This window comes from Geobacter sp. FeAm09 (assembly GCF_008330225.1).
In the GTDB taxonomy this organism is placed as follows: domain Bacteria; phylum Desulfobacterota; class Desulfuromonadia; order Geobacterales; family Pseudopelobacteraceae; genus Oryzomonas.
Map to the genome: position 1 here is coordinate 639,424 of NZ_CP042466.1, position 23,654 is coordinate 663,077.

Genomic DNA, 23,654 nt, shown 5'->3' on the forward strand with positions numbered 1-23,654 from the left:
CTTCCATGTTCTACGCGGTCTACAACATACTCTCCCTGGTGCTGCTCGTGCCGGTACTCGTCTACCACCTGTACCGCTCCGTCAGCCGCGGCCGGCCGCCGGCCCTGGGGGAACGTTTCGGGCGTATCCCCCGGACGTTGCCCGACATCATTGCCAACCGGCCGGTGATCTGGCTGCACGCCGTGTCGGTGGGGGAAGCCGTTGCCGCCCGGCCGTTGCTCAAGGCCTTGCGCCAGCGCTACCCCGGCCACGCCATCGTGGTTTCCACCACCACCGAGACCGGCCGCGGGGTGGCCTCCGGCTTCCCCGAAAAGGACCTGTGCATCTACTTCCCGTTCGATTTCCTGCCCGCCGTGCGCCGCACCCTGGACGCCGTCAAGCCGAAGTTGGTCATCATCATGGAAACCGAGATCTGGCCCAATTTCAACCGGGAGGCCGCCCGCCGCGGCATCCCGGTGATCCTGGCCAACGGCCGCATCTCGGATCGCTCCTACGGCCGCTATCTGAAATTCGCCTGGTTCTTCCGCCATGCCCTGGAGTTTTGTTCCCGCCTCTGCATGCAGACCGCCACGGACCGGGAGCGGGTCATCGCCATCGGAGCTCCGGCGGAGCGGACCCTGGTGCCGGGCAACCTCAAGTACGATATCCCCTGCCGCCAGGTATCCCCGGCAGAGCGGGCGGCCCTGCGGCAACGCTACGCCATCCCCGGGGGGATGACGGTCATCACGGCCGCCAGTACCCATCCCGGCGAGGAGGAACCGGTCTTGGCCGCCTACCGGGAGCTCCTGGCGTCGTCCCATGGCCCGCTCATGCTGGTTCTGGTGCCGCGTCATCCCGAACGGGCCGCTCAGGTCGCCGGACTGCTGGAAGAGGCGGGCCTGCCGTTTCTGCGGCGCACGGCCCTGGCGGGTGACGCCTCCCCGGCGTTTTCCGGCGGATCGGTGCTGCTGGTGGATACGGTGGGGGAGTTGATGGACATGTACGCCCTGTCCGACCTGGCCTTCGTGGGAGGCAGCCTGGTGCCGACCGGCGGCCATAACCTCCTGGAGCCTGCTTCCCTGGGCATACCGTTCATCTTCGGCCCCCACATGACCAATTTCCGGGAGATCGCGGCACTGGTCCTGAACTGCCGGGCCGGAGTCCGGATCAATGGCCCGGACGAGCTGGCACCGGCCTGCCGCAGCCTCCTCGACGCCGCCTCCCTGCGCCGGGAACTGGGCGCGAACGGGCTGGCCATGGTGCGGGAAAACGGCGGTGCCACCGAGCGGCACCTGGCGGTGATCGCCGCATACGTCTGACGGCCTGTCCAACCGCCGTGAAGAAAGGCGGCAGCGCCCCATGATTATGATTTCTTTGTGGCCATCCCTTTTTGAGGTGAACCGGCGCTGTTTTTAGGTTAAATAATTGAGCCGGATGAAGTATAGTAACAAACTTGCACGAACGACAAACAATCGGACGAGGTGTTTTTTTATGCAGAAGGGCATCTGGCTGGCAGCAGCGTTATTCCTCTCACTGGTCGTTTCCGGGTGCGGCGGCGGGAGCACCGCCACGAGCATCATCGCGAGTCCTGTCGATAGGTTCACGGTTTCGGACATTTACAAGAAGACGCTTCACGTCACCTCTCCCCTGGGAGCACCCTATACCACGTTCCATACCTATTCGGGCGTCACGAAGTATGATTGGAACAGCGATCCTTCGGACACGAGCACCAGGCTTGGGACGTGGTCCGTTTCCGCTACAGACGGTTCGGTCACATTTAGCGACCTTGCTTCGTCAACAGTTATCAAAAAATTGACGGGTTTCCAGAAGGTATACGTGGATGCAGCCAAAACGGCCCCGAATTACTGGCTGGTCACCGATGCTGCCAGCCAAAAAAATTGCAGGATGTATGTTGATTCGGCAACAACAACGTCAACGTTCAGCACCTATACATCGTCGAATGCCGCACGGTTCAACCTGATGGGAGGGACGATTCAGGGGACCGCGCTTGCCGCCCCCTTTGCCAATGTTTCAACGGTGGCCGGTGTCACCGGCTCGTCCGGCTTCAGCGACGTTACTCCTGTAAAATTTGGCAGGCCGGTCGCCATCACCACCACCGATGGGAAGGCCTTTTTTGTCCTGGACAATTATTACAACGACATCCGGATGCTTACGACTGATTCTGGTGGAGCAACGGCTGTCACGACGCTGAAAACCACGGGGACTACCACCGCGATCGCGCTTAATGCCCCAACCGATATCACCACGGACGGGACCAATCTGTACGTGACGGATACCAGCAATTACGTGATCCGGAAGATCGTGCTCGATTTCGACGGCAGCGGCAATCCGATCGGTACGGGAACCATGACGACGCTTGCCGGTACCGGCGTCTCCGGCGCGCTGGACGGCGCCGGCACGACGACGGCGCGTTTCGCATCTCCCACCGGCATCACCACGGACGGCACCAACCTGTATGTCACGGATGATCACGCGATCCGCAAGATAGTCATTTCCACCGGCGAAGTTTCGAGCCTGGCCGGTTCCCTCGGCACGGCCGGCTGGACCGCAGACACGGCCACGGGAACATCCGCGCGCTTCAATTACCCCACGCGCCTTACCACGGACGGCACCAACCTGTATGTATCGGACGTCAATAATTACGTCATCCGCAAGGTCGTGATCGCCACGGGGGAGGTGACGACGATAGCCGGCAGCCACGGCACCTCCGGCCATGCCGACGGGAACGGGACCAGTGCGACCTTCAGCGGGCCCGAAGGTATCACCACGGATGGGACCTATCTGTACGTAACCGACTGGGGACGGGTGATTTACGGCAATCAGGTCGAGGGGCAGACCATCCGCAGGATCGATCTTACCACCGGGAACTATACCGTGAACACCATAGCCGGCGTGTCGGGGCGTATCAACGTTAAGGATGCCAGTGGCAACCTTCCCGACTCGGGTGCCGACGAATCTTTGGAGAAAGTTTACTTCTATTGTCCTGCCGGCATCATCACGGACGGCACCAGCCTTTTTGTGGCGGATGGCCTGAATTACACCATACGGCGGATCTACAACTAGGTAACCCGATTGCTGCTGCCTGGGGCCGCCGCCTTGCTTGCCGGCGGCCCCAGGCCTTCGTTTGTCAGGGTGGATTATTATCATCGGCTCTTTTTCCACATACTGGCGCAGCGTTGCCACGGGAACGCGAAAGGGGCTTCCCGGGCGCCTGCTGGTCCTTGCCCTGTCTCCCCTGGCCCTGGCGTATGCCTGCATTCAGGCCACCCGCAGCACTCTCTACCAAAAGCGTATCCTGAAGGCCAGGCGTCTGCCCCGGCCGGTGATCTCGGTGGGCAATATCACCGTGGGGGGCACCGGCAAAACACCCGCCACGGCGATGATTGCCCGGCTTCTCATCGCCCGCGGCATGAAGGTGGCGGTTCTGTCGCGCGGGTACGGCGGCGCCATGGAAGGGCAGACCGCCATTGTCGCCGATGGGGCGGCCATCCGCCTGGATGCCGGGCAGTGCGGCGACGAGCCGTACCTGCTGGCCGCCACGGTGCCCGGCCTGATGGTGGTGATGGGGGCAGACCGGTACCGCGCCGGCATGCTGGCCATGGCAGAGCTCTCTCCCGATGTGTTCCTGCTGGATGACGGCTTCCAGCACCTCCGCCTCCAGCGCGACCTGAACGTCCTGCTGGTGGATTGCGCCCATCCCTTCGGCAACGGCCGGACCCTGCCGGCCGGACTGTTGCGGGAGCCAAGGAGGGCGGTGCAGCGGGCCGACCTGATTATCCATACCCGCTGCCCCCAGGGTTTTTCTCCGGCACCCCTGGCGGGGAAACCGTCCTGTTCCGCCCGCCATCGGCTGGGCGCGGCCGTCCCCCTGGCGGGCGGACCTCTGCTCTCCTTCGCTGCCCTGCGGGGCAGAAAGGTCCTGGCTTTTGCCGGCATCGGGGAGCCGGAGCCGTTTTTTCGGGAATTAGACTCTCTGGGGCTGGACGTGGTACGTGCCATCCCGTTTCCCGATCATGCGGCCTATACCCCCGACCAAGTGGCCGGGCTGACGGCCGCTTTCCGGGCATGCGGCGCCGAGTACGCCGTGACGACGGAAAAGGACGGGGTGAAACTGCGCCGCATTGCCCCGGAGTTTGCCCGGCAGGTCCTGCTCGCCCGGCTTGAGTTTGTCCTTGACGAACCCGCTGTCCTGACGGGGCTGTTGAGCAATTTGCTTCAAAAATAACCGTTCCTGTGTCAAAATAGATAAATTTATTACAGGATATACACCAATGCTGCCCGAATACCTGCAATCCATACTTGCCTGTCCCATCTGCACGGGAGAACTCTCTCTCTTCGACGAAGGCCGCTCCATGCTGTGCCGTCCCTGCGGGGTGACGTTTCCGATCCGCGAGGGAATCCCGGTGCTGCTGGCGGACGAGGCTGAAGCGCTGCCGCCTGGGGATGCCGGAGAGGATAGCCCATGAAACTTCCGGAACGCCACAAGGTCCGCCGCATCCTCATCCGCGCGGTCAACTGGATCGGAGATGCGGTCATGGCGACACCGGCCCTCGGGATGATCCGGGAGTACTATCCCCAGGCCGAGATCACCGTGCTGGCGAACCCCGCCGTGGCGGAGGTCTTTTCGCCCCACGACTGGGTGGACAAGGTCATGGTCTTTGACCGTCATGGAGCCCACCAGGGGGTGCGGGGCAGGTTCAGGCTGGCGTCCGAACTGCGCAAGCGTTCATTCGACATGGCGATCATCCTGCCGAACTCCTTCGATTCCGCCCTGGTGCCCTGGCTGGCAGGCATACCGGTCAGGCTGGGAAAAAGCAGTGACGGCCGCAGCTTGCTGCTGACCGGCCGCTATTCCCACGATGAAACGCCGCCCCATCGTCACGAGGTCCAGTACTACCGCAACCTGGTGCGCCACTTCGGCATTACGGGGGAGGATGTGCTGCCGCGCCTGTGCACCACACCGGCGGAGGACGCCGCCGTCGAGGCCCTGCTGGCCCGTGGGGGCATACCGGCGGGGGCGTGCGTGATCGCCGTCAATCCCGGCGCCACCTACGGATCGGCCAAACGATGGTACCCGGACCGGTTTGCCGAGGTGGCCCGCCGGCTCGCCGCGGAGTGGCAGGCGCGGATCGTGATCTTCGGCAGCGCCAATGAAGCCGGGATTGCCGCCGAAATAGAGCAGCGCCTCGAGGGGGGCTGCCTCAATCTGGCCGGCAGGACCACCCTGCGGGAACTGATGGCGCTCATCAAACGCTGTAATTTCATGGTGACCAACGATTCCGGCCCGATGCATGTCGCCGCCGCTTTCGGCGTGCCCCTAGTGGCCATTTTCGGTTCCACCGACCATACCGGCACCGCCCCTTATACCGTCAAGGCGGCCATCGTGCGCAAGGGGGTGGCGTGCGCCCCGTGCAAGCTGCGGGAATGCCCCACCGACCATCGCTGCATGACGGAGGTTACGGCGGACGACGTGGTTGCAGCGGCGCTTTCCCTGCGGGAAAAACCGCATGGCTGAACGGCTCCACATCATCGAGCCGACGCTGACCGGTGAGGCGGGGCATTGTTTCAGTTTCATATCGAGCCTGATCAATGCCGCCGGGGACGAGCCCCTGACCGTATGGTGCGGCCGTTCGGCACAGGTGGCGTTTCCCGAAACGGTTCGGGTCAACCGGTTTTTCATGCGAAAAATCCGGCGGCTGCAGGCATTGTGGCTCTACCGCAAGCTGCTGAAGGGGCGTGAGCGCATCTTCGTCACGACCGCCGGCCGAACCGACCTCATGCTGCTTGACCTGGCGGCCACAGGCCAGATCGCCCCCGGTAGGGTCTACGTCTATATCCACTGGTTCAGGCCGTCCCGGGACAAGCGCGCCCAGTTGGAAAAACTGGCGCGCCGCCAACCGGAGATCGTCGTGCTGGCGCCCACCGCTTCGGTCTGCGAAGAGCTCAGGGCCGTCGGTTTCAGCCATACCCGGCTTGCCCCCTATCCCATAACGCCGTGCGAGACCGGGGACCGACCCGGGGCGGACCAGCGGTTCAGCCACCTGCTGTTTGCCGGCGCAGCCCGCGAGGACAAGGGGTTTCCGGCGGTGGTGGACCTCGTGGAGATGCTTCAGGCCAGAGGGGCGGATATCCCCATTACCCTGCAGACCTCGGCGGAACACTACGACAAGTACGACGACGCGACCCGGCAGGCCATCGGGCGGCTGGAAGGATGCGCGTATCCCCATGTCAGGCGTGTTGCCGAAACCCTCTCCCAGGCGGACTACCAGAGGTTGTTCGCGGGAGCGATCTGTCTCCAGCTGTACTCCCAAAAGGATTTTCGGGACCGCATCAGCGGCGTGACCCTGGATGCCCTGACGAACGGCAGCCCGGTCATCACCCTGGCGGATACGTGGATGGCGCGGATTGTCGCCAGGTACGACGCGGGCCTGGTGATCGATGCCGGCACGCCCGAGCACGTGTACCGGGCGGTGATGCAGGTGCTGGAGAGCTACGGCAGGTATCGGGACAACGCCTTAAAGGCCGGACGGGAGTTGCAGATGAACAACGACGCCGCACATCTTTTGCGTGAATTGTCGGCCTGACGATGGCGGAACGTGGCGTACATACCCCCCTGTCGGTCGTCATCATCGCCAAGAATGAGGCCGAACGGCTGGACGCCTGCCTGCAAAGCGCCGCCTGGGCCGACGAGATCGTGGTGGTGGATTCGGGCAGCAGCGATGCCACCCGCGAAATCGCCCGGCGCTATACGGACAAGGTGTTCGACATCCCCTGGCGCGGGTTCGGCCCGCAGAAACAGGCGGCCGTCGATCTGGCGACCAACGACTGGATCTTCAACATCGATTGCGACGAACGGCTGACGCCGGGACTGGCTGCCGAAATACGGGGCATCCTGGCCGCGGACTGCGCTGCCGGGGCCTATTCCGTACCGCGGCGGACCTTTCTCGGCAGCAAAGAGATCAGGCACTGCGGCTGGTATCCCGACCGCACCATCCGGCTGTTCGACCGCCGCCGGGCGCGTTTTTCCGACAGCCTGGTGCATGAGCGGGTCGTTACGGAGGCGGAAACCGGCACCTGCAGGGAACACCTGCTCCACTACTCCTTTGCCGGGGTTGCGCCATTACTGACCAAGCTCAATCACTATACGGAGCTTTCCGCGCGGCAGATGTTCGAACGCGGAAGGGGGTGCTCGGTTCTGGATATCGTCTTCCGGCCGCTCTTCGCATTGTTCAAGACATACGTGCTGAGACTCGGTTTTCTCGATGGGGTTGAAGGAGTGGTGGTCTCCGTGTCGAATGCCGTGAGCGTTTTCTACAAGTATGTGAAATTGAGAGAACTGAGGTTGGCCGGCAAGGAGAAAAAGCCGCTATGAAGCCTACGATCCGCATCGATTTTTCGGACTTCAACGGGATAAACAAAAACGACAATTTTTTTACGCGGATTCTTTCGAAGCGGTATCATGTGGAGATCAGCGACCGGCCCGACCTGTTGATCTATTCGAAAGAAGGCCACCTGCACCGATTGTACAACTGCAAGAAACTTTTCTGGAGCGGGGAGACGATCCTTCCTGACTTTTCGAGCTGTGACTACGCGATCACCACGTTCAATTTGGCCGATCCGCGTCATCTCCGGGTTCCCTATTATGTAACGAATTGTGCGTGCCGGCCGGAAAATCTTTTCAAGACCCCTGAGGAAATAGATCGCATTGTCGATTCGGAAAGAAAGTTTTGCTCCTTCGTCGTCTCCAACGGCAACCCGAAGCGTGCCGGCCGGCGTATTGATTTTTTCCACGCCCTGAGCCGGTACAAGCATGTTGATTCGGCCGGCAAGGCGCTTAACAATATGCAGTGGCTCCTGCCCGCCGGTGAACAGGCAAAACACGCTTTTCTGCAAGGTTACAAATTTACCATCTGTTTTGAGAACAAGCAGGCGGAAGGGTACACCACCGAGAAGCTGGTGGATGCCATGTGGGCCCGCTGTATTCCCATCTATTGGGGGAACCCGCAGGTCGGCGAGGAGTTCAACACAAAAAGTTTTTTATCCCTCAACGACTTCTCCCGTGAAGAGGAACTGATTGAACGCATTATCGAAGTCGACTGTGATGACAGGCTTTACCGGGAAATGCTTGAAGAACCGTATTTCAACAACAACGCGGTGAACATCTGCTATGACGAAGAGCGGATAGGTGACTTTTTCGACAAGATCCTGGGCGATGCCACGCCGCCTATCAGCCGGCGGCGGAAATCATATATTTGGGGCCGCTGGACAGCCGCCAAAATGATGAAGTAACAAGAGAACTGCCCCATGTTATTGTCAACTCCAAATAAGGGTTCGGGCGGGATACTGAAAGGATGCCGCCATATCCTCGTCATTAAGCTGCGCTATGTGGGTGATGCGGTGTGGACGCTCCCCGTCATCGAGAACCTGAAACGAAATTATCCGGATGCCCGCATATCGGTGGCGATAAACGAAGGGAGCGAGTTCGTTTTCCGAAATCACCCCGATGTGGATACCATCCTTTCCTTCCCCTACCGGGAATCCCGCAAAGGGCTGAAAGGGCTGCTTACGTTTTTGGGGTTCGTGAAGCGCATGCGGGCTATCAGGCCGGATGCGGTTATTGACCTTACGGATAACGACCGGGGGGCGATACTTACCTTTCTGAGCGGCGCCTCGACAAGAATCGGCTACACCTGGCGGCGTCACTCGACAAATCTTCTGTTCAACAACCTGTTTCGCCCGAAAACATTTAGCCATATGGTGTCCTATCATCTGGATTTATTGAAGGACATGGGGCTTGAGGTCGCGAACGATTCCATCAGGATTGCCGATGATCCTGTTGCATTGGCCTCGCTGGGTAAGAAGCATCCTGCCATCCTTCAGGATGATCAACTGCCCAGGATCGCCATCCATCCCGGGGCCCGGGTGCCGTTGCGGCAATGGGGGACGGAGAAATTTGCCCGTCTGGCGGACCTTCTTGCTCCCCACCATCGCATCTTTATTGTTTCTGGTCCCGATGAAAAGGATATTCTGGCGGAAGTGCTCCGTATGATGAAGACGAAACCGGAGTTTTCCTCATCGGATCTCACCCTTGCCGAGTTTACTGCCCTGTGCGGAACCATGGACATCTTTGTGGGCAACGACAGCGGGCCGATACATATCGCGGCAGCCAAGACCACGGCAGTCGGGGTCTATGGTCCGAACACTGCCGGTTGGGCGCGCCCCTGGAACCGGGACGCATTCGTCTTTGAAAATTCCGATCTGGCATGCCGTCCTTGTGGGCAGGCAAACTGCACAAGCCATATATACAAGGAATGTCTCGAAAGTATCGATCCGGAAATGGTGGCAGGGAAGGTTGTGGAAATGCTTGCCACAAAGGTGCTTCACCGTGGACACTTCGATGACTGACCCCGGAATGACGTGCGGAAAACAACCGTGGCTGATCATGTCATACTTCTCGCGCATCGACGGGATGGCTTGCGCCCAACACATCGATGACCGGATCGAGCCGCTCCGTGTTCGAGGGGTCGAGCCGCTCATGCTTACCAGTGTCTGCGGTGAGCGCTGGGGTGAACTGGTTCACAAAAGGGTACTCTCCATCTCCCCATCCGGTTTCCGTTTCGAGCTGCGGCATTTGAAGAAGAGAGGGGGGGGATCAGGCGTTGGGCGGGATTGCTCAACCTGCTGATCCTGCCGCTGTATCTGCTTGAGAAACTGGTCATCGATCTGGACAGCCAATGGTCGTGGTTTCCCCTGGCAATACTGCAGGGGGGGCAGATGTGCAGTCGCCATAACCCGCGCCTGATCTATTCTACCGGCGGTCCGGCCAGCGCCCACCTGGCGGCCGCCGTGATCGCCCGCCGGCACAATATCCCCTGGATCGCGGAAGTTCAGGACCCCCTGGTGCATGGCGACTGGCTGCGCAGCAAGCGGGCTTTCAGGATATTTTCCTGGTTGGAGCGCTTTGTCTGCACTCGGGCCGATGCCGTCATCTTTCTGACTGACGAGGCGCGGAAACGGGCGGACAAAAGAACCGGGCTCGGCAAACGGGGATGGGCCATTTATCCGGGTTCAGACCCCGCCGCCATGCCGGCGGTGACCTACAAGCGAGGCCAATTCTGCTCTTTTGCCCACTTCGGCTCCCTGGGAGGATCACGCAACCTCAAGGTGTTTCTCGAAGCACTTGGGCAAGTACTCGTGGAATGTCCCGCATTGGCCGAGGTGATTCGCCTCGATCTGTATGGTAGCTGCGATTATCTCTCCCGCAACCTGATCAATGACTTTCCGGAGCGCCGTGTTATCCGGGATATGGGACGTATTCCACGCCGCGAGTCGCTCGTGGCCATGAAGTGTTGCGACATCCTGCTTCTCATCCAAAACACGGAGGAGTTTTCAGCAGAAACGATCCCGTCCAAGACGTATGAGTATCTGCACGCTGGCAGGCCGATCCTGGGGCTTGTGCACGAAAACCCTGAATTGGGGCGGATGCTGGCGTCATTGGGACATACGGTGGTGGCTGCCGCTGACCCGGAAGCGGTAAAGAACGGGATCAAATGCCTCGTGGATGAATGGGCGAACAGATGCAGTGAAATTCCTCATAAACCGTCGCCGTTTACAACGGTGGCTGCGATTTGCGACCTGCTGGAAGTGGCAGACAACATTGGAGGTTGAGATGGGGCAGGCCAAATTATCAATATGTATTCCCACGTTTAATCGTGAACCGTTCCTACGCATAACGCTCGATAGTATCGCATGCCAGCTGACTGATGACCTTAAGGAAGCCATCCAGATTGTGGTCAGTGACAACGCTTCGCAGGATAATACGGAGGTTTTGGTCGAGAGCTATCGAGGTCTGTTCCCTCATCTTGTGTACTACCGTTGGCCCGAAAATATGGGCGCCGACAGGAACTATCTTAAAGTCGTCGAGCTCGCTTCAAGCGATTATTGCTGGCTTATGGGAAGCGACGATATTCTTTCCGACGGTTCGATCAGAAAAGTAATGGAGACCATAGGCGACGGCACAACTGATATACTTCTTTTCGACCGTCTCTTATCGGATATGAAGCCGTCCAGCATTCCCCGGCGGGAATTTTTTGTGGCGACAGAGGGAGACCTCCTCGCCGATAGTCGAAAAGATTTTGAAGGCTATTTGCACTACATCCGGAAGAGTCAATCCTTGGGGGCCTATTTTTCGTTCATTTCATCACTGGTTTTCCGGAAGAACCGCTGGGATGATATTCCTGACAAGGATCGATTTGTCGGTACTGCATACGCCCATGTTTATATTCTGATGAAAATAATAGCCCAGGGGGCCCTCTTCAGATATTGTCAGACACCGGTAGTGACGGCAAGGTTAGGAAACGACGGTTTCTTGAAGAGTGACAGCCTTGATGATTTCTATCAACGGGTAAGATTGGATATTGATGGCTATTGTCAAATTGTTAATAAGGCATTCGGTAGTGACTCGTATGTCAGCTACAAGCTTCTGAACAAGATTGAAGATATAATTCCAAAAGGGACGCTATATACTATTTATGCCAGGCAAAGAAGAGCGAAGCAGGACCTTCCGACAAAAATGGAATTATTGCTACTTAATAATGGTTTTTATAGAAAATATATTTCCATAAAGATTAAGGCTCTTGTGAAGAAGCTGAGTTTTAGATAGTCACATAAAATAATATGGTATATTTCTGAAAGTTGATTGTATGAGACTGTTTTTTGACGCCACAGTGCTGGAGATACCCTTCACCGGCATTGCCAAGACATCGCTGATGCTCTACCGGGAATGTCTTGCCCAGCGACCGGAGACGACCATAACAGGCCTGCACCGCAAGCCACTGGCGGGCATCACCCCGCAAGGGGTGATGACGGAGCGTTGCGGCAGGTTTTTCTCCTCCGGCCACTGGCGGTCATCCGTCCTTCCCCGGTTGATGACGCGCCGGGGGGCGACGGCGGTGCATTTCCCCTGGAACGGCGGCGTGCCGGAGGGCCTGCGCGGCTGCACCATCGCCACGACCATACACGACGTGCTCCCCCTGGAAATACCGGGCAGCTTCAAAACCGACCAGGACGAATTGCGCTATCGCCACGATAAACAGCAGGATATCGAGCGGTCCCATATTCTTTTCACCGATTCGGAATATTCGAAACGGCAGCTTATGGCCCAGTTTGCGTTGCGAAGCGAGCCGATTGTCAACTATTTTGGCCCAACCCTTGACTGTAGCGACGCTGCGCCGGGTGCTGAAACCACCGCCGAGCGACCGTACCTGCTCTACCTCGGCGGTTACGACCGCCGCAAGGGGATCGTTGAACTGCTCAGGGTCTTCCTGGAATTGTACCGTCACCAAAAGCTCGCCTGCCGGCTGCTCCTGGCCGGAAAGGCCCATTATTTTTCCGACGAACTGAAGTCGTTGATCGCGGAAGGGACACACACCGGGGCGGTTCAGGAACTGGGGTACGTCCCCGATCCCGAATTGCCCCGGCTGCTCCGCAATGCCCTGGCGCTGGTGTATCCCTCTCGTTTCGAAGGCTTTGGCCTGCCGCCGTTGGAGGCGATGTCCGCCGGTTGCCCGGTGGTCACCACGGCCTGTACCTCCATTCCGGAAGTCTGTGGAGCCGCCGCCTTATATATCGACCCATGTGACAGCAGGGGGTTCGGCGAGGCGCTGGTGGCGGTGCAGGATGATGAACCGCTCCGCCGCTCTCTGCGGCAGAAGGGGCTGCATCAGGCTGCGGGATTCTCCTGGCAGAATACCGCAGCGACGTTTCTCAGTGAAATCGAGAGATATGGGACACGGAAGGGGATGCCATGATCATCGCCTGCGAACCGGTCTGCCACGGTTTCGAACACGCTCTCGTCAATGCTGCGGTGCTGTCGGTTGTGGCCGAGGCCTTTCCCGGCCAGGAACTCCTGTTTCTGGCCGACGAGGGGCACATCGGCTATGTCGCCTCAGACCCCATCATCAGCACCAGGGGGGGAGTCGCCTTTGAACCGTTGGCCCTGCCGGCGCGAAAATCTTCGGGATCCGAGCGTTTCAAACACGAATTCTCAATGGTCGCAGCCCTTTTTGCCATGGCTGAACAACGGGGGGCGTCATTGGTGGTATTCACCTGCATCAGTGACGAAACGCTGCGCGCCATCAAACTGCTGGCCGCAAAGTTCCCAAAGCTCAAGTGCGTGGCGGTGCTGCACGGGGTCTTGGCGTCGGTACTGAAACGTCCCTCCCTGTTCCCCTGGAAAAACCGGAATACCTTTCGCACATGGTTTCTGAAGCAGAATTCACCACAGTTGACCTACATCCTGATGGGGGATTCCATTGAACGTGAACTGGTGGCGCGTTTCCCGGAGATGCGCCCCTATGTGGCGAGTATCGACCTGCCGTACCGGTTCGCCCCACCGTGCGAGCACGAGCCTTTCGGGGATCGGACCGTCACCTTCGGCTCCCTGGGGGTCATCCGCAAGGCAAAGGGCTCCGATGCCTTCCTGCGACTGGCCAATGAAGTCGCGGCATCCCGGCACTCCTGGCAGCCGCGGTTTGTCTGCGTGGGGCCGGTCGTTGACAAAAAACTGCGCAAGCTGCTCGGGCCGGCGGTAACGGTGCCGTCGCCGGATGCCCCCCTTTCGGCAGACGAATTTGCGCTCCACGCCCGGCAGCTTGACTATGCGGTATTTCTGCACGGTGCGGATGCCTACACCCTTACCGCAAGCGGGGCGCTTTTCGACGCATTTTCGTATCTCAAACCGCTTATTGCGCTCAGGAATCCCTTTTTTACCTCATATTTCGAAAAGATGGGTAATATCGGCTATCTGTGCGACAGTTATGAAGATGTCAGGCGGACTGTCATGGAGATCCTTGACAACCCGCCCCTCGATGAGTATATGCTCCAGCGGCAGGCCCTGCTGAAGGGGCGGGAACGGCTGCAGGTCGGCGCTCTTGCCGCCACCCTGCGCGCCAAGCTGGCATGAAGATGGAACTTGGCCCTATGAAAAAGAAGATCATATCCATATTCGGCACCCGCCCCGAGGCGATCAAGATGGCGCCGGTGGTCAAGGAACTGGGACGCCACCCCGACCGGTTTCAGAGCCTGGTCTGCGTCACCGCCCAGCACCGCCAGATGCTCGACCAGGTGCTGAACCTGTTCCACATCCGCCCCGACTACGACCTGGATATCATGCGGCCGGGGCAGGACCTGTTCGACATCACCTGCAACGTGCTGCAGGGTCTGAAGCCGATCCTGGCCGGCGAACGCCCAGACATGGTGCTGGTCCACGGGGATACCACCACGACCATGGCGGCGGCCCTGGCCGCCTATTATTGCCGCATCCCGGTCGGCCACGTGGAGGCCGGCCTGCGTACCCACAACAAATTCGCCCCCTTCCCTGAGGAAATCAATCGCCGGGTGAGCGGTGTCCTGGCCGATGTGCATTTCGCACCGACCGAGGCCTCCCGGCAGAATCTGTTGCGGGAAGGGGTGGCGGATGAGGCGATCCACGTCACCGGCAACACGGTCGTGGATGCCCTGCTCGCCGTTGCGGCGCGTATCGACACCGATCGTGAGCTCCAGGGGACTTTTGCCGAACGTTTTGACTTCCTCGACCCGGCCAAGCGCCTGATCCTGGTGACCGGCCATCGCCGGGAAAACTTTGGCGGCGGGTTCGAGAATATCTGCCGGGCGCTGGCGGATATCGCCACCACCTTCGATGATGTCCAGATCCTCTATCCGGTGCACCTGAACCCCCATGTCCAGGAGCCGGTCAGACGCCTGCTGGGCTCCGGGGCGCTGGGCAACGTCCACCTCATCGAACCGGTGGACTATCTCCCCTTCGTCTACCTCATGAACCGGTCCCATCTCATCATCACCGATTCCGGCGGCGTACAGGAGGAGGCCCCCTCCCTGGGCAAGCCGGTGCTGGTCATGCGGGACACCACCGAACGCCCCGAGGCGGTGGCCGCCGGGACGGTCGTGCTGGTCGGCACCGACCGGCAGCGGATCGTGGCGGAGGCGGCGCGTCTCCTTAACAATGACCATGATTACCGCATGATGAGCCGTGCCCATAACCCGTACGGCGATGGCGCGGCAGCAGCCCGGATCGCGGAGATACTCCACGCCATGGGCGGAACGCGGTGAACGTCCTGATCATAAAGACATCCTCCCTGGGGGATATCATTCACGCCCTGGCGGTCATCGATTATCTGCACCGGGTGTCGCCCGGCATCGAGATCGACTGGGTGGCCGAAGAACAGTTTCTGCCGGTGCTGGAGCATAACCCCGGCCTGAGGCGCATCTTCCCGGTCAGGACCAAGAAATGGCGCAAGGCCCCCTTTTCCGCCGAGACCCGCAGTGACCTGAAGGCCCTGCGGCGGGGACTGCGGGAGTGCTCCTACGACATGGTCTTCGACATCCAGGGCAATCTGAAGAGCGGGCTGATCGCCTGGCTCACCGGCGCGCGCGAACGGGTCGGCTTCACCAGGGATGTATTGCAGGAAAAGGCAAATGCTCTTTTCACCACCCGCCGCATCCCGTTCCGGGAGAACGACCGCAACGTCACCGACCGCTATCTGCGGGTGGTCAGTGCCCCCTTTGACCGCGATTATCAGGGTATGGAACCGACAGGCGCCATCTTCTCGGCCCCCGAGGACGAAGCGGCCGCGGAACGCTACCGCTCGGAGCTGCCGGACGGCCTGGTCGCCGTCTTTCAGGTCGGTACCACCTGGAGCACCAAGCTGTGGTATCCCGAGGGGTGGGTGGAACTGGCGCGCCGGATCGTGGCCCGGTATCCTGGGGCGACCATACTGATAAACTGGGGGAGCCCCGACGAGAAGGCCCTCGGGGAGCGGATCGCCGGCGAGGTCGGCCCGGCGGTGCGGCTCCTCCCCTGGCTGCGTATCAGGGAACTCATCCCGCTGCTCAAGAGGGTGGACCTGGTTATCGGCGGCGACACCGGGCCGGTATACCTGGCTGCCGCCGTCGGCACGCCCACGGTTTCCTATTACCGGGCCACCAGCGCCGCCACCTACGCCCCCCGGGGAGAGCGGCACCGCACCGTTCAGGCCGCCATGGAATGCGCCGCCTGCTACCGGACCTCCTGCGAGCGGGATGGGGAGTGCCGCCACAGCATCTCCGTGGACGCCCTCTTTGCCGCAGTAACAGATCTGATGGGACCGTACCCGAATGGAAGAAAGGATGTACCATGTTGACCACGTTGAACCTCACCGGGCTCGAAGACGCCTTTGACCGCTATCTGAGCTATTGGCACACTGATCCCGCCACCTATGATGCGCTGGATATCGCCATCAGCCCCATCGCCCTGGAACTGGCCTACCGCAACTACCTGCTGTGGCACGAGGAGGACAAGGCGCGTCGCACCGATGTGGACGACAGCGCCATTGCCGTCGTCAAGCGCGCCATCGACAAGCTCAACCAGCAGCGTAACGACCTGATCGAAAAACTGGACGAGGCGATCCTGGCGGAGGTGACGGCCGTCGCCCCCAAAGAGGCCGCGGACCGGATCAACTCCGAGACCCCCGGCAGCATCGTGGACCGTATCTCCATCATGTCGCTCAAGATCTACCACATGGACGAAGACAGCCGCCGTGCCGATATCGACGATGACCACCGGCAGCGCTCGCTCCACCGTCTCTCCGTGCTGAAGCTCCAGCGCTACGACCTGTACGTGGCCCTCGAACAGTTGCTGGCCGATTACGTGACAGGCCACAAGCGCATGAAGCTCTACAAGCAGTTCAAGATGTACAACGACCCGACCCTGAACCCGGAGTTGTACCGGACGCGCAGCCAGGGATGAAGATCGCTTTCGTCAGACTCACCTCGCTGGGGGATATCATCCTCGCCATGGCGGCGTTGCAGGTCGTGCGCCGCCGCCTGCCCGAATGCCACATCACCTGGGTTGCCGACAGCCGTTTTGCCGATATCCTGAACCACAACCCGGATATCCAGCAGATTATCCGGGTCGATCTGAAGGGGCTGAAAAGAAAAAAATCCCTGTCGGCTCTGGTTGCCGAATACCGTCGCCTCGCATCATGCGGCGGTTTCGATGCGGTCATCGACCTGCACGGCATGTTGAAGTCCGCCGGGGTGGCCGCTTCACTGGGGGGCGTCCGCCACGGTTTTGCCCGGCAGATGCTCAAGGAGCCGCTGGCCGGCCTGTTCTACCACCGCTCGGTTGCCGTGCCGCTGGAGTTGCCCGCCGCATGCCGCTATGCCTCCCTGGCCGCCCAAAGCCTCGGCCTGGACTTCGGGATGGAGGAGTTGTGCCCGCCAAAACCGTATCTGTTCTGGGGGGAGGGGGACGCCACGGCCACGGACGATTATTTCGCCACGGGCCGGCACAATATCCTGCTGGTGCCTGAAACCAGCGCAAGCTACAAAAACTATCCGCCGGAAAAGTTTGTCCGGGTCGCGAACCTGCTGCAGGGGAACATCATGATCTGCCACGGCAACCAGCAGGAGTTTCAGACCGCATCCCTGATTGCCGAACATGCGCCCCATGTCCGGGTTCTGCCCCGTTTGAACCTGAACCAGCTCAAGGCCGCGGTCGGGCGTTGCGATCTCGTCATCGGCGGGGATTCGGGGCCGACCCATATCGCCTGGGCCAGCGGGGTCCCCTCCATTACCCTGTTCGGGGCTACGCCGGTCTGCATCTGCCCCACCGACAGGAACAGGGTCATCAAGACCCCCACACGGGTCAACCTTCGCAAACATGACGCCACCGACCGCTCGGTCTGCGACATCTCCGAGGATGTCATCGTCGGGCAGGCGCGGGAGCTCCTGGCATGATGCGGAGCAAACGTTTCGGCAGAAGGGTGGTGCCTGCATGACACTCCATCGTTTTTCCCGCACCGAGCTCCTGCTCGGCCACCAGGGGCTCCAGACGCTTTCTCGGAAGCGGGTCATGATCTGCGGCATCGGCGGGGTAGGGAGCTATGCGGCCGAGGCCCTGGGGCGGGCCGGGGTCGGCGCCATCACCCTGGTGGACTTCGACGACATCTGCCTGACCAACGTCAACCGCCAGATCCACGCCCTCTCCAGCACGGTCGGCATGTCCAAGGTCGAGGTCATGGCCGGACGCCTTAGGGACATCAACCCGGCAGCCGAGGTCGTCCCGGTCAAGGCCTTCTTTTCCGCGGAGAATGCCGCGCAACTGCTGTCGCCGCGCCCGGACTACGTCCTGGACGCCATCGACCATTTCACCGCCAAGACCGCCCTGATCACCATCTGCCGCGCCGAAGGGATTCCGGTCATCTCCAGCATGGGGGCGGCCAACAAGCTCGATCCCACCAAGATCCAGGTGGCCGACATCTCCGCCACCCGCAACTGCCGCATGGCCCGCAGCATGCGCAAGATACTCCGTCAGGCCGGCATCCACGAAGGGGTGCAGGTCGTCTACTCCACCGAAGAACACCGCGAGCTCAATCCCCAGGCCGCCCACTGCGGCACGGAATGCATCTGCCCCAACCGGGGCGATCAGGTTTTCCGCTGCGAAAACCGCCGGGTGATCCTGGGCAGCATCTCCTTCATCCCCTCCATCTTCGGCCTGACCATGGCCGGCACCGTCGTCAACGAACTGCTGAAACTGGACCGCTGACTCCGCCCCCGCGCCTTTTCTTTTTTGCAGTTGACCGTTTCAATTTCCCCGCTATACTGTATACAAAAATATGGCCACGGGGGGGACTATGGGGAGAGAGTTTTCGCTACAGGATGCTTTGAAGCTGGCGATCAAGGCTGAAAAGGATAGCATGGATTTCTACCGCAAGGCCGCCTCGGTGGCAAAGAACGAGCGGGCCAGGAAGGTGTTCGACCTGTTGGCCAACGAGGAGGTCGGCCATCTCAAGGCCTTCTTCGACCACTACAAGGGAGGGGAATTCGGCGACCTGACCAGCTACATCAATTCGCCGGTGGACACGAAGAACCCCACCTACATGAAGCTGGAGAAGGCCATCAACGAAGAGATGGTCGAGCAGAAGGCCCTGGAATTGGCCCTGGCCGAGGAGAAGGAGTGCATCGGCCAGTATTCCCAGTTCGCCAGGGACGTGGTGGACCCCGGGGTCAGGAGCGTCTTCGAGCGGGTGGTCAAGGAAACCCAGGGACACTACGACCTGATCGAGTCCGAGTACGCCCACATCATGGCCATGGTGCATGAGAGCGACCAGGACATCTACGTCAGGGAGTAGGCGTACCCGCTTCATCATGCCATACATCAGGGGTCTGACGGCCGTGGATGGCGTCAGGCCCTTTCATCTTCCCCATGGAAAGGAACAGCAATGAACATCAACCAGGCGCTTGTGCTTACGATTGCGGTCGTTGCCGCCGCGCCCCTGTGGGCCGCCCAGGACGGCCCCGCGACAGGGAAAAATCTGGGCAATGTGGTCGGCGGCGACTTCAAGAAGGCCCATGCCGTCATTGAAAAGAAATGCACGGTCTGCCACAGCGACAAACGGATCGACGCCGCACTGTCATCAGGCAAGGACATGGCAAAGATCCAGCAGGAGATGGAGAGGCGGGGAGCCAAACTGAACGCCGGCGAGCGCGAGGTCCTGGGCATCTACTGGAAACAACAGAACCCCTTGAAGAAATAGGGGAGCTTCGGCAGGCATTCTGTCGGTGACGGGCATGAAAAAAGCGGCAGGGGATCGTTTCCCCTGCCGCTTCCGTTTTCCTGCTCGACAATCTGGCCGACTACCCGAGGAACTTGGCCAGGAGCGGCACGATCAGCAGCGAGACGATGTTGATGATCTTGATCATCGGGTTGACGGCCGGGCCGGCGGTGTCCTTGTAGGGGTCGCCGACGGTGTCGCCGGTGACGGCGGCCTTGTGGGCGTCGCCCCCCTTGCCGCCGTGGTGGCCGTCTTCGATGTATTTCTTGGCATTATCCCAGGCGCCGCCGCCGGTGGTCATGGAGATGGCCACGAAGATGCCGGTGACGATGGTGCCGACGATCACGCCGCCCAGGGCCTTGGGACCGAGGGTGAAGCCGACGATGACCGGGGCAAGGATCGGGATCAGGCCGGGGATGACCATTTCCTTCAGGGCGGTCTTGGTGACGATATCGACGCAGGAGGCGTAGTCCGGCTTGCCGGTGCCTTCCATGATCCCCTTGATCTCGCGGAACTGGCGGCGGACCTCAACAACAACGGCGCCGCCGGCCTTGCCGACCGCTTCCATGCACTGGGCGGCGAAGTAGTAGGGGAGCATGCCGCCGATGAAGAGGCCGACGATGATGTAGGGGTCGGACAGGTCGAAGGTGATGGCCTTGCCGGCAAACTTCAGCTCGTCCACATAGGAGGTGAAGAGGATAACGGCGGCCAGACCGGCGGAACCGATGGCATAGCCCTTGGTGACGGCCTTGGTGGTGTTGCCCACCGCGTCCAGGGGGTCGGTCACGGCGCGGACCGAGTCGTCCAGTTCGGACATCTCGGCGATGCCGCCGGCGTTGTCGGTGATCGGCCCGTAAGCATCCATGGCCACGACGATGCCGGTCAGGGAGAGCATGGACACGGCCGCAATGGCGATGCCGTAGACCCCGGCGCACTGGAAGGAGACGATGATGCCGGCGGCGATGACGATCACCGGAGCGGCGGTGGCCTTCATGGAGATGCCGAGGCCGGCGATGACGTTGGTGCCGTGGCCGGTGGTGGAGGCCTGGGCGATGTGGCGGACCGGGCCGTATTCGGTGGAAGTGTAGTATTCGGTGATCCAGAAGATGCCGCCGGTCACGACGAGGCCGACGATGGCGGAGATGAAAATGTTGATGGTGCTGAAGGTCACCCCGGCGTCATTGGTGAGTCCCTGGGGGAACATCTGGGCCGTGACGAAGTAGAAGGCGATGCAGGCCAGGACCCCGGAGACGATCAGCCCTTTGTAGAGGGCCGGCATGATCTTCTGGCTGGCGCCCAGCTTGACGAAGAAGGTGCCGACAACCGAGGCGATGATGGAGATGCCGCCCAGGATCAGCGGGTAGCTGACCGCGCCCTGGTTGCTGTTGAAGGCGATGGCGCCCAGCAGCATGGCGGCGATCAGGGTCACGGCGTAGGTTTCGAACAGGTCGGCGGCCATGCCGGCGCAGTCACCCACGTTGTCGCCCACGTTGTCGGCGATGACGGCCGGGTTGCGGGGGTCGTCCTCGGGGATGCCGGCCTCGACCTTGCCCACCAGGTCGGCGCCCACGTCGGCGCCCTTGGTGAAGATGCCGCCGCCGAGACGGGCGAAGATGGAGATCAGGGAGCCGCCGAAGCCGAGGCCGACCAGTTGGCTGACAACTTCCTTCACCGGTGCGCCCGGCATCAGTTTCTGCAGAGCCAGGTAGTAACCGGCCACGCCCAAAAGGCCGAGGCCGACCACCAGCATGCCGGTGATGGCGCCGCCCTTGAAGGCCACGTTGAGGGCCTTGACGATGCCGCTTTTGGCGGCCTCGGTAGTGCGCACGTTGGCGCGGACCGAAACGAACATGCCGATGAAACCGGTGAGACCGGAGAAGAGGGCGCCGATGGCGAAGCCGATGGCGGTCTTGACTCCCAGAGTGGCGAACAATGCGACGAACATGATCACGCCCACCACGGCGATGATCGTGTACTGGCGTTTCATGTAGGCGCCGGCGCCCTCCTGGATCGCGGCAGCGATCTGGCGCATCCGGTCATTACCCTGCGGCAGCCCCAGGATCCACTGTGCCGAAATCAGGCCGTAGGCGACAGCCGCCGCGGCGCAGACCAGGGCGAAGTACACTGCATACTGTTCCATTCTCTCAATTCCTCCTGTTGATATAAATAGCCGATAATCAGGCGATTCTTTTTCACATGCAGAAACGAAAAATTGTTAATGGAATAGCGGTTGATTGTCAAGCGTTATTTCCCGCGTCCTGCCGCAGGTTTCCGCTCTTGAGGCCCGGCCCCGCTCCCACTTGTCATAGCGTGGGCGGCATGATATATAAGAAATCCGTAGCGTGGGGACACCATAACAACCATCAAAGGAGCATTCCCTGATGAAATACGCATATTTTCTCCTCTTGGCCGCCGTGACCGGCTTGAGCGGTTGCGCCACCCAGAGTTCGCTCGACGTGGTCCGCAGCGATGTGGATGCCGTCAAAACCAGGCTGTTTTCCGTGGAGAAGGATCTGGGGGGGGTGAGGGACGAATCCAAGCAGGGGATCGGCTCCATCGAGAAGGAGTACAAATCCGACGTGACGGCGGTGCGCAAGCTCTCCGCCGATATCCAGGCCTCCATGGACAGCCTCAAGGCCGAGATCCAGGCACTGAACGGCAAGGCGGACGACCTGGCCATCGCCACCAAAAAACCGACGGACGACCTGGCACGCTACCGGGAGGACGCGGACAAACGCATGCTCACCCTGGAAGATCGCGTCATGAAGCTGCAAGCGGCCATGGACGAACTGGGCAAGAAGCTGGGCGACCTCGCCTCCCAGCCGAAGAAGGAGGAGGTCGTCACCCCCGAATCGGCCTACACGAAGGGACTGGAACTCTTCAAGGCTGGGGATATGCCCGGCGCACGGGATGTTTTTACCAAGTTCCTGGACAAGTATCCCCAGCACGACCTGGCCGCCAACGCCCAGTACTGGATCGGCGAGACCTTCTACAGCGAAAAGGGGTACGAACCGGCCATCCTGGCGTATCAGGAGGTGATCAAACAGTATCCGACCAAGGACAAGGTCCCGGCCGCCATGCTCAAGCAGGCCATGTCCTTCAGGGCCATCAAGGACACCAAGAGCGCCCGGTACGTGCTGAAGAAGCTGGTGGAGGGATACCCCAAGAGCGACGAGGCGAAGAAGGCCAAGGAGCTGTTGAAGGAGATCAAGTAGAGAAAAGGACTGGGAAACAGGGAAAAACAGAAAGGGCGGCCCGTGGTGGGGGTCGCCCTTTCTTCGTTGGATGGTGGGGGTGTGCTACAGGACCCCTTTGGTGGACATGACCCCCTGTACCCGGGGGTCGAGCTGGGTCGCCGTGTCCATGGCCCGGGCCACCGCCTTGAAACAGGCCTCCAGGATATGGTGCACGTTGTCGCCGTACATCACGTTGATGTGCAGGTTCAGGCCGCAGTGGTTGGCAAAGGCCTGGAAAAATTCCCGGGCCAGTTCCACGTCGAATTCGCCGATCTTCACCTTGGGGAGCCGCACGTTGTACACCAGATAGGGACGGCCGGAGATGTCCACCGCCACCGCCGCCAGGGTTTCGTCCATGGGGACCGTGGCCTGGCCGTAGCGCCGGATGCCCTTCTTGTCCCCCAGGGCCTGTTTGAACGCCTCGCCCAGCACGATGCCGATATCCTCCACCGTGTGGTGGTAGTCGATGTCGATATCGCCGCAGGCCTCGATCTTGAGGTCGAAGAGGCCGTGCCGGGCAAACAGGTTCAGCATGTGATCGAAAAACGGGACCGAGGTGCAGATCGTGCCCTGGCCGCTGCCATCCACATCCAGTGACAGCTTGATCTTCGTTTCCTGGGTGATCCGTTCTATCGCAGCGCATCGTGACATATGACCTCCCAAGAAGTTGTTGAAAAACAGCCATCAGGCCTTCATCCTCGAAAGCCCTTTCGTGTGGCGTAGCAAAGCTCACGCCTCTTCAGGGCCTTCTCCGGGTGCGACGATCCGACTATTTTTGAACAACCTCAGTTTTTAATAGTCTTCTAAA

The 23,654-nt window shown here is 60.6% G+C and carries 24 protein-coding genes; 21 read left to right on the top strand and 3 right to left on the bottom strand.

The features are described from left to right. Positions 1–5 precede the first annotated feature (5 nt). From FO488_RS02990 to FO488_RS03030, 9 genes are all read left to right on the top strand, one after another. A complete protein-coding gene (locus FO488_RS02990; protein ID WP_149209173.1) occupies positions 6–1,298 on the top strand; it encodes a 3-deoxy-D-manno-octulosonic acid transferase in 1,293 nt (430 codons plus the stop codon). A 172-nt stretch (positions 1,299–1,470) separates the two neighbouring features. After that, positions 1,471–3,063 (top strand): hypothetical protein, encoded by a 1,593-nt coding sequence (locus tag FO488_RS02995; RefSeq protein WP_149209174.1) that lies wholly within the window; start codon positions 1,471–1,473, stop codon positions 3,061–3,063. Positions 3,064–3,124: 61 nt separating this feature from the next. Next, positions 3,125–4,225: a tetraacyldisaccharide 4'-kinase gene (gene lpxK, locus FO488_RS03000; protein ID WP_240732150.1), complete on the top strand. Its 1,101-nt coding sequence runs from the start codon at positions 3,125–3,127 to the stop codon at positions 4,223–4,225. Between the two features lie 46 nt (positions 4,226–4,271). Beyond that, on the top strand, positions 4,272–4,466 hold the full coding sequence (locus FO488_RS03005; protein WP_205743337.1) for a Trm112 family protein: 195 nt from the start codon (positions 4,272–4,274) through the stop codon (positions 4,464–4,466). Continuing rightward, positions 4,463–5,515, top strand: a complete 1,053-nt coding sequence (gene waaF, locus FO488_RS03010; protein ID WP_149209175.1) for a lipopolysaccharide heptosyltransferase II — start codon at positions 4,463–4,465, stop codon at positions 5,513–5,515. The genes FO488_RS03005 and waaF overlap by 4 nt, the downstream gene beginning before the upstream one ends. Next, positions 5,508–6,584, top strand: a complete 1,077-nt coding sequence (locus FO488_RS03015) for a glycosyltransferase family 4 protein (protein ID WP_149209177.1) — start codon at positions 5,508–5,510, stop codon at positions 6,582–6,584. Before waaF ends, FO488_RS03015 begins: the two co-directional genes overlap by 8 nt. A 2-nt stretch (positions 6,585–6,586) precedes the next feature. Further along, positions 6,587–7,372 (top strand): glycosyltransferase family 2 protein, encoded by a 786-nt coding sequence (locus FO488_RS03020; RefSeq protein WP_149209178.1) that lies wholly within the window; start codon positions 6,587–6,589, stop codon positions 7,370–7,372. After that, positions 7,369–8,289 (top strand): glycosyltransferase family 10 domain-containing protein, encoded by a 921-nt coding sequence (locus tag FO488_RS03025; RefSeq protein ID WP_149209179.1) that lies wholly within the window; start codon positions 7,369–7,371, stop codon positions 8,287–8,289. Before FO488_RS03020 ends, FO488_RS03025 begins: the two co-directional genes overlap by 4 nt. A gap of 15 nt (positions 8,290–8,304) precedes the next feature. Continuing rightward, positions 8,305–9,405 (top strand): glycosyltransferase family 9 protein, encoded by a 1,101-nt coding sequence (locus FO488_RS03030; RefSeq protein WP_149209181.1) that lies wholly within the window; start codon positions 8,305–8,307, stop codon positions 9,403–9,405. A 40-nt stretch (positions 9,406–9,445) separates the two neighbouring features. Here the strand turns inward: FO488_RS03030 and FO488_RS19795 are convergent, their stop codons facing one another. Next, complete coding sequence (locus FO488_RS19795) at positions 9,446–9,631, bottom strand: hypothetical protein (protein WP_240732152.1); 186 nt, start codon at positions 9,629–9,631, stop codon at positions 9,446–9,448. A 38-nt stretch (positions 9,632–9,669) separates the two neighbouring features. Here FO488_RS19795 and FO488_RS03035 point away from each other — a divergent pair, with 38 nt between their 5' ends. From FO488_RS03035 to FO488_RS03085, 11 genes are all read left to right on the top strand, one after another. Continuing rightward, positions 9,670–10,668 (top strand): glycosyltransferase, encoded by a 999-nt coding sequence (locus tag FO488_RS03035; protein ID WP_240732154.1) that lies wholly within the window; start codon positions 9,670–9,672, stop codon positions 10,666–10,668. Position 10,669: 1 nt separating this feature from the next. Then, positions 10,670–11,662, top strand: a complete 993-nt coding sequence (locus FO488_RS03040; protein ID WP_168205846.1) for a glycosyltransferase family 2 protein — start codon at positions 10,670–10,672, stop codon at positions 11,660–11,662. Positions 11,663–11,702: 40 nt separating this feature from the next. Beyond that, on the top strand, positions 11,703–12,809 hold the full coding sequence (locus FO488_RS03045) for a glycosyltransferase family 1 protein (protein WP_149209184.1): 1,107 nt from the start codon (positions 11,703–11,705) through the stop codon (positions 12,807–12,809). Further along, a complete protein-coding gene (locus FO488_RS03050) occupies positions 12,806–13,963 on the top strand; it encodes a glycosyltransferase (protein ID WP_149209185.1) in 1,158 nt (385 codons plus the stop codon). The genes FO488_RS03045 and FO488_RS03050 overlap by 4 nt, the downstream gene beginning before the upstream one ends. A gap of 17 nt (positions 13,964–13,980) precedes the next feature. Then, positions 13,981–15,126: a non-hydrolyzing UDP-N-acetylglucosamine 2-epimerase gene (gene wecB, locus FO488_RS03055; protein ID WP_205743338.1), complete on the top strand. Its 1,146-nt coding sequence runs from the start codon at positions 13,981–13,983 to the stop codon at positions 15,124–15,126. Beyond that, complete coding sequence (waaC, locus tag FO488_RS03060; protein ID WP_149209186.1) at positions 15,123–16,196, top strand: lipopolysaccharide heptosyltransferase I; 1,074 nt, start codon at positions 15,123–15,125, stop codon at positions 16,194–16,196. Before wecB ends, waaC (FO488_RS03060) begins: the two co-directional genes overlap by 4 nt. Continuing rightward, a complete protein-coding gene (locus tag FO488_RS03065; protein ID WP_168205847.1) occupies positions 16,190–16,801 on the top strand; it encodes a DUF4254 domain-containing protein in 612 nt (203 codons plus the stop codon). The genes waaC (FO488_RS03060) and FO488_RS03065 overlap by 7 nt, the downstream gene beginning before the upstream one ends. Further along, entirely contained in the window at positions 16,798–17,793 is a 996-nt protein-coding gene (gene waaC, locus FO488_RS03070; protein WP_149209188.1) for a lipopolysaccharide heptosyltransferase I, read from the top strand. The genes FO488_RS03065 and waaC (FO488_RS03070) overlap by 4 nt, the downstream gene beginning before the upstream one ends. Positions 17,794–17,830: 37 nt before the next feature. Then, positions 17,831–18,601, top strand: coding sequence for a ThiF family adenylyltransferase (locus tag FO488_RS03075; RefSeq protein ID WP_149209189.1), 771 nt, complete (start codon positions 17,831–17,833; stop codon positions 18,599–18,601). Between the two features lie 88 nt (positions 18,602–18,689). After that, complete coding sequence (locus tag FO488_RS03080) at positions 18,690–19,187, top strand: ferritin family protein (RefSeq protein WP_149209190.1); 498 nt, start codon at positions 18,690–18,692, stop codon at positions 19,185–19,187. Positions 19,188–19,277: 90 nt separating this feature from the next. Continuing rightward, the gene (locus FO488_RS03085) at positions 19,278–19,592 is read left to right on the top strand and encodes a cytochrome C (protein ID WP_240732156.1); all 315 of its coding nucleotides are present in this window, start codon (positions 19,278–19,280) and stop codon (positions 19,590–19,592) included. A 100-nt stretch (positions 19,593–19,692) separates the two neighbouring features. Here FO488_RS03085 and FO488_RS03090 read toward each other — a convergent pair whose 3' ends face one another. Then, entirely contained in the window at positions 19,693–21,750 is a 2,058-nt protein-coding gene (locus tag FO488_RS03090) for a sodium-translocating pyrophosphatase (RefSeq protein WP_149209192.1), read from the bottom strand. A gap of 241 nt (positions 21,751–21,991) precedes the next feature. On the opposite strand from FO488_RS03090, the gene ybgF reads away from it, so the two are divergent. Beyond that, positions 21,992–22,825 (top strand): tol-pal system protein YbgF, encoded by an 834-nt coding sequence (gene ybgF, locus FO488_RS03095; RefSeq protein WP_149209193.1) that lies wholly within the window; start codon positions 21,992–21,994, stop codon positions 22,823–22,825. Between the two features lie 84 nt (positions 22,826–22,909). Here the strand turns inward: ybgF and hisB are convergent, their stop codons facing one another. Continuing rightward, positions 22,910–23,497 (bottom strand): imidazoleglycerol-phosphate dehydratase HisB, encoded by a 588-nt coding sequence (hisB, locus tag FO488_RS03100; RefSeq protein ID WP_149209194.1) that lies wholly within the window; start codon positions 23,495–23,497, stop codon positions 22,910–22,912. Positions 23,498–23,654 lie beyond the last annotated feature (157 nt).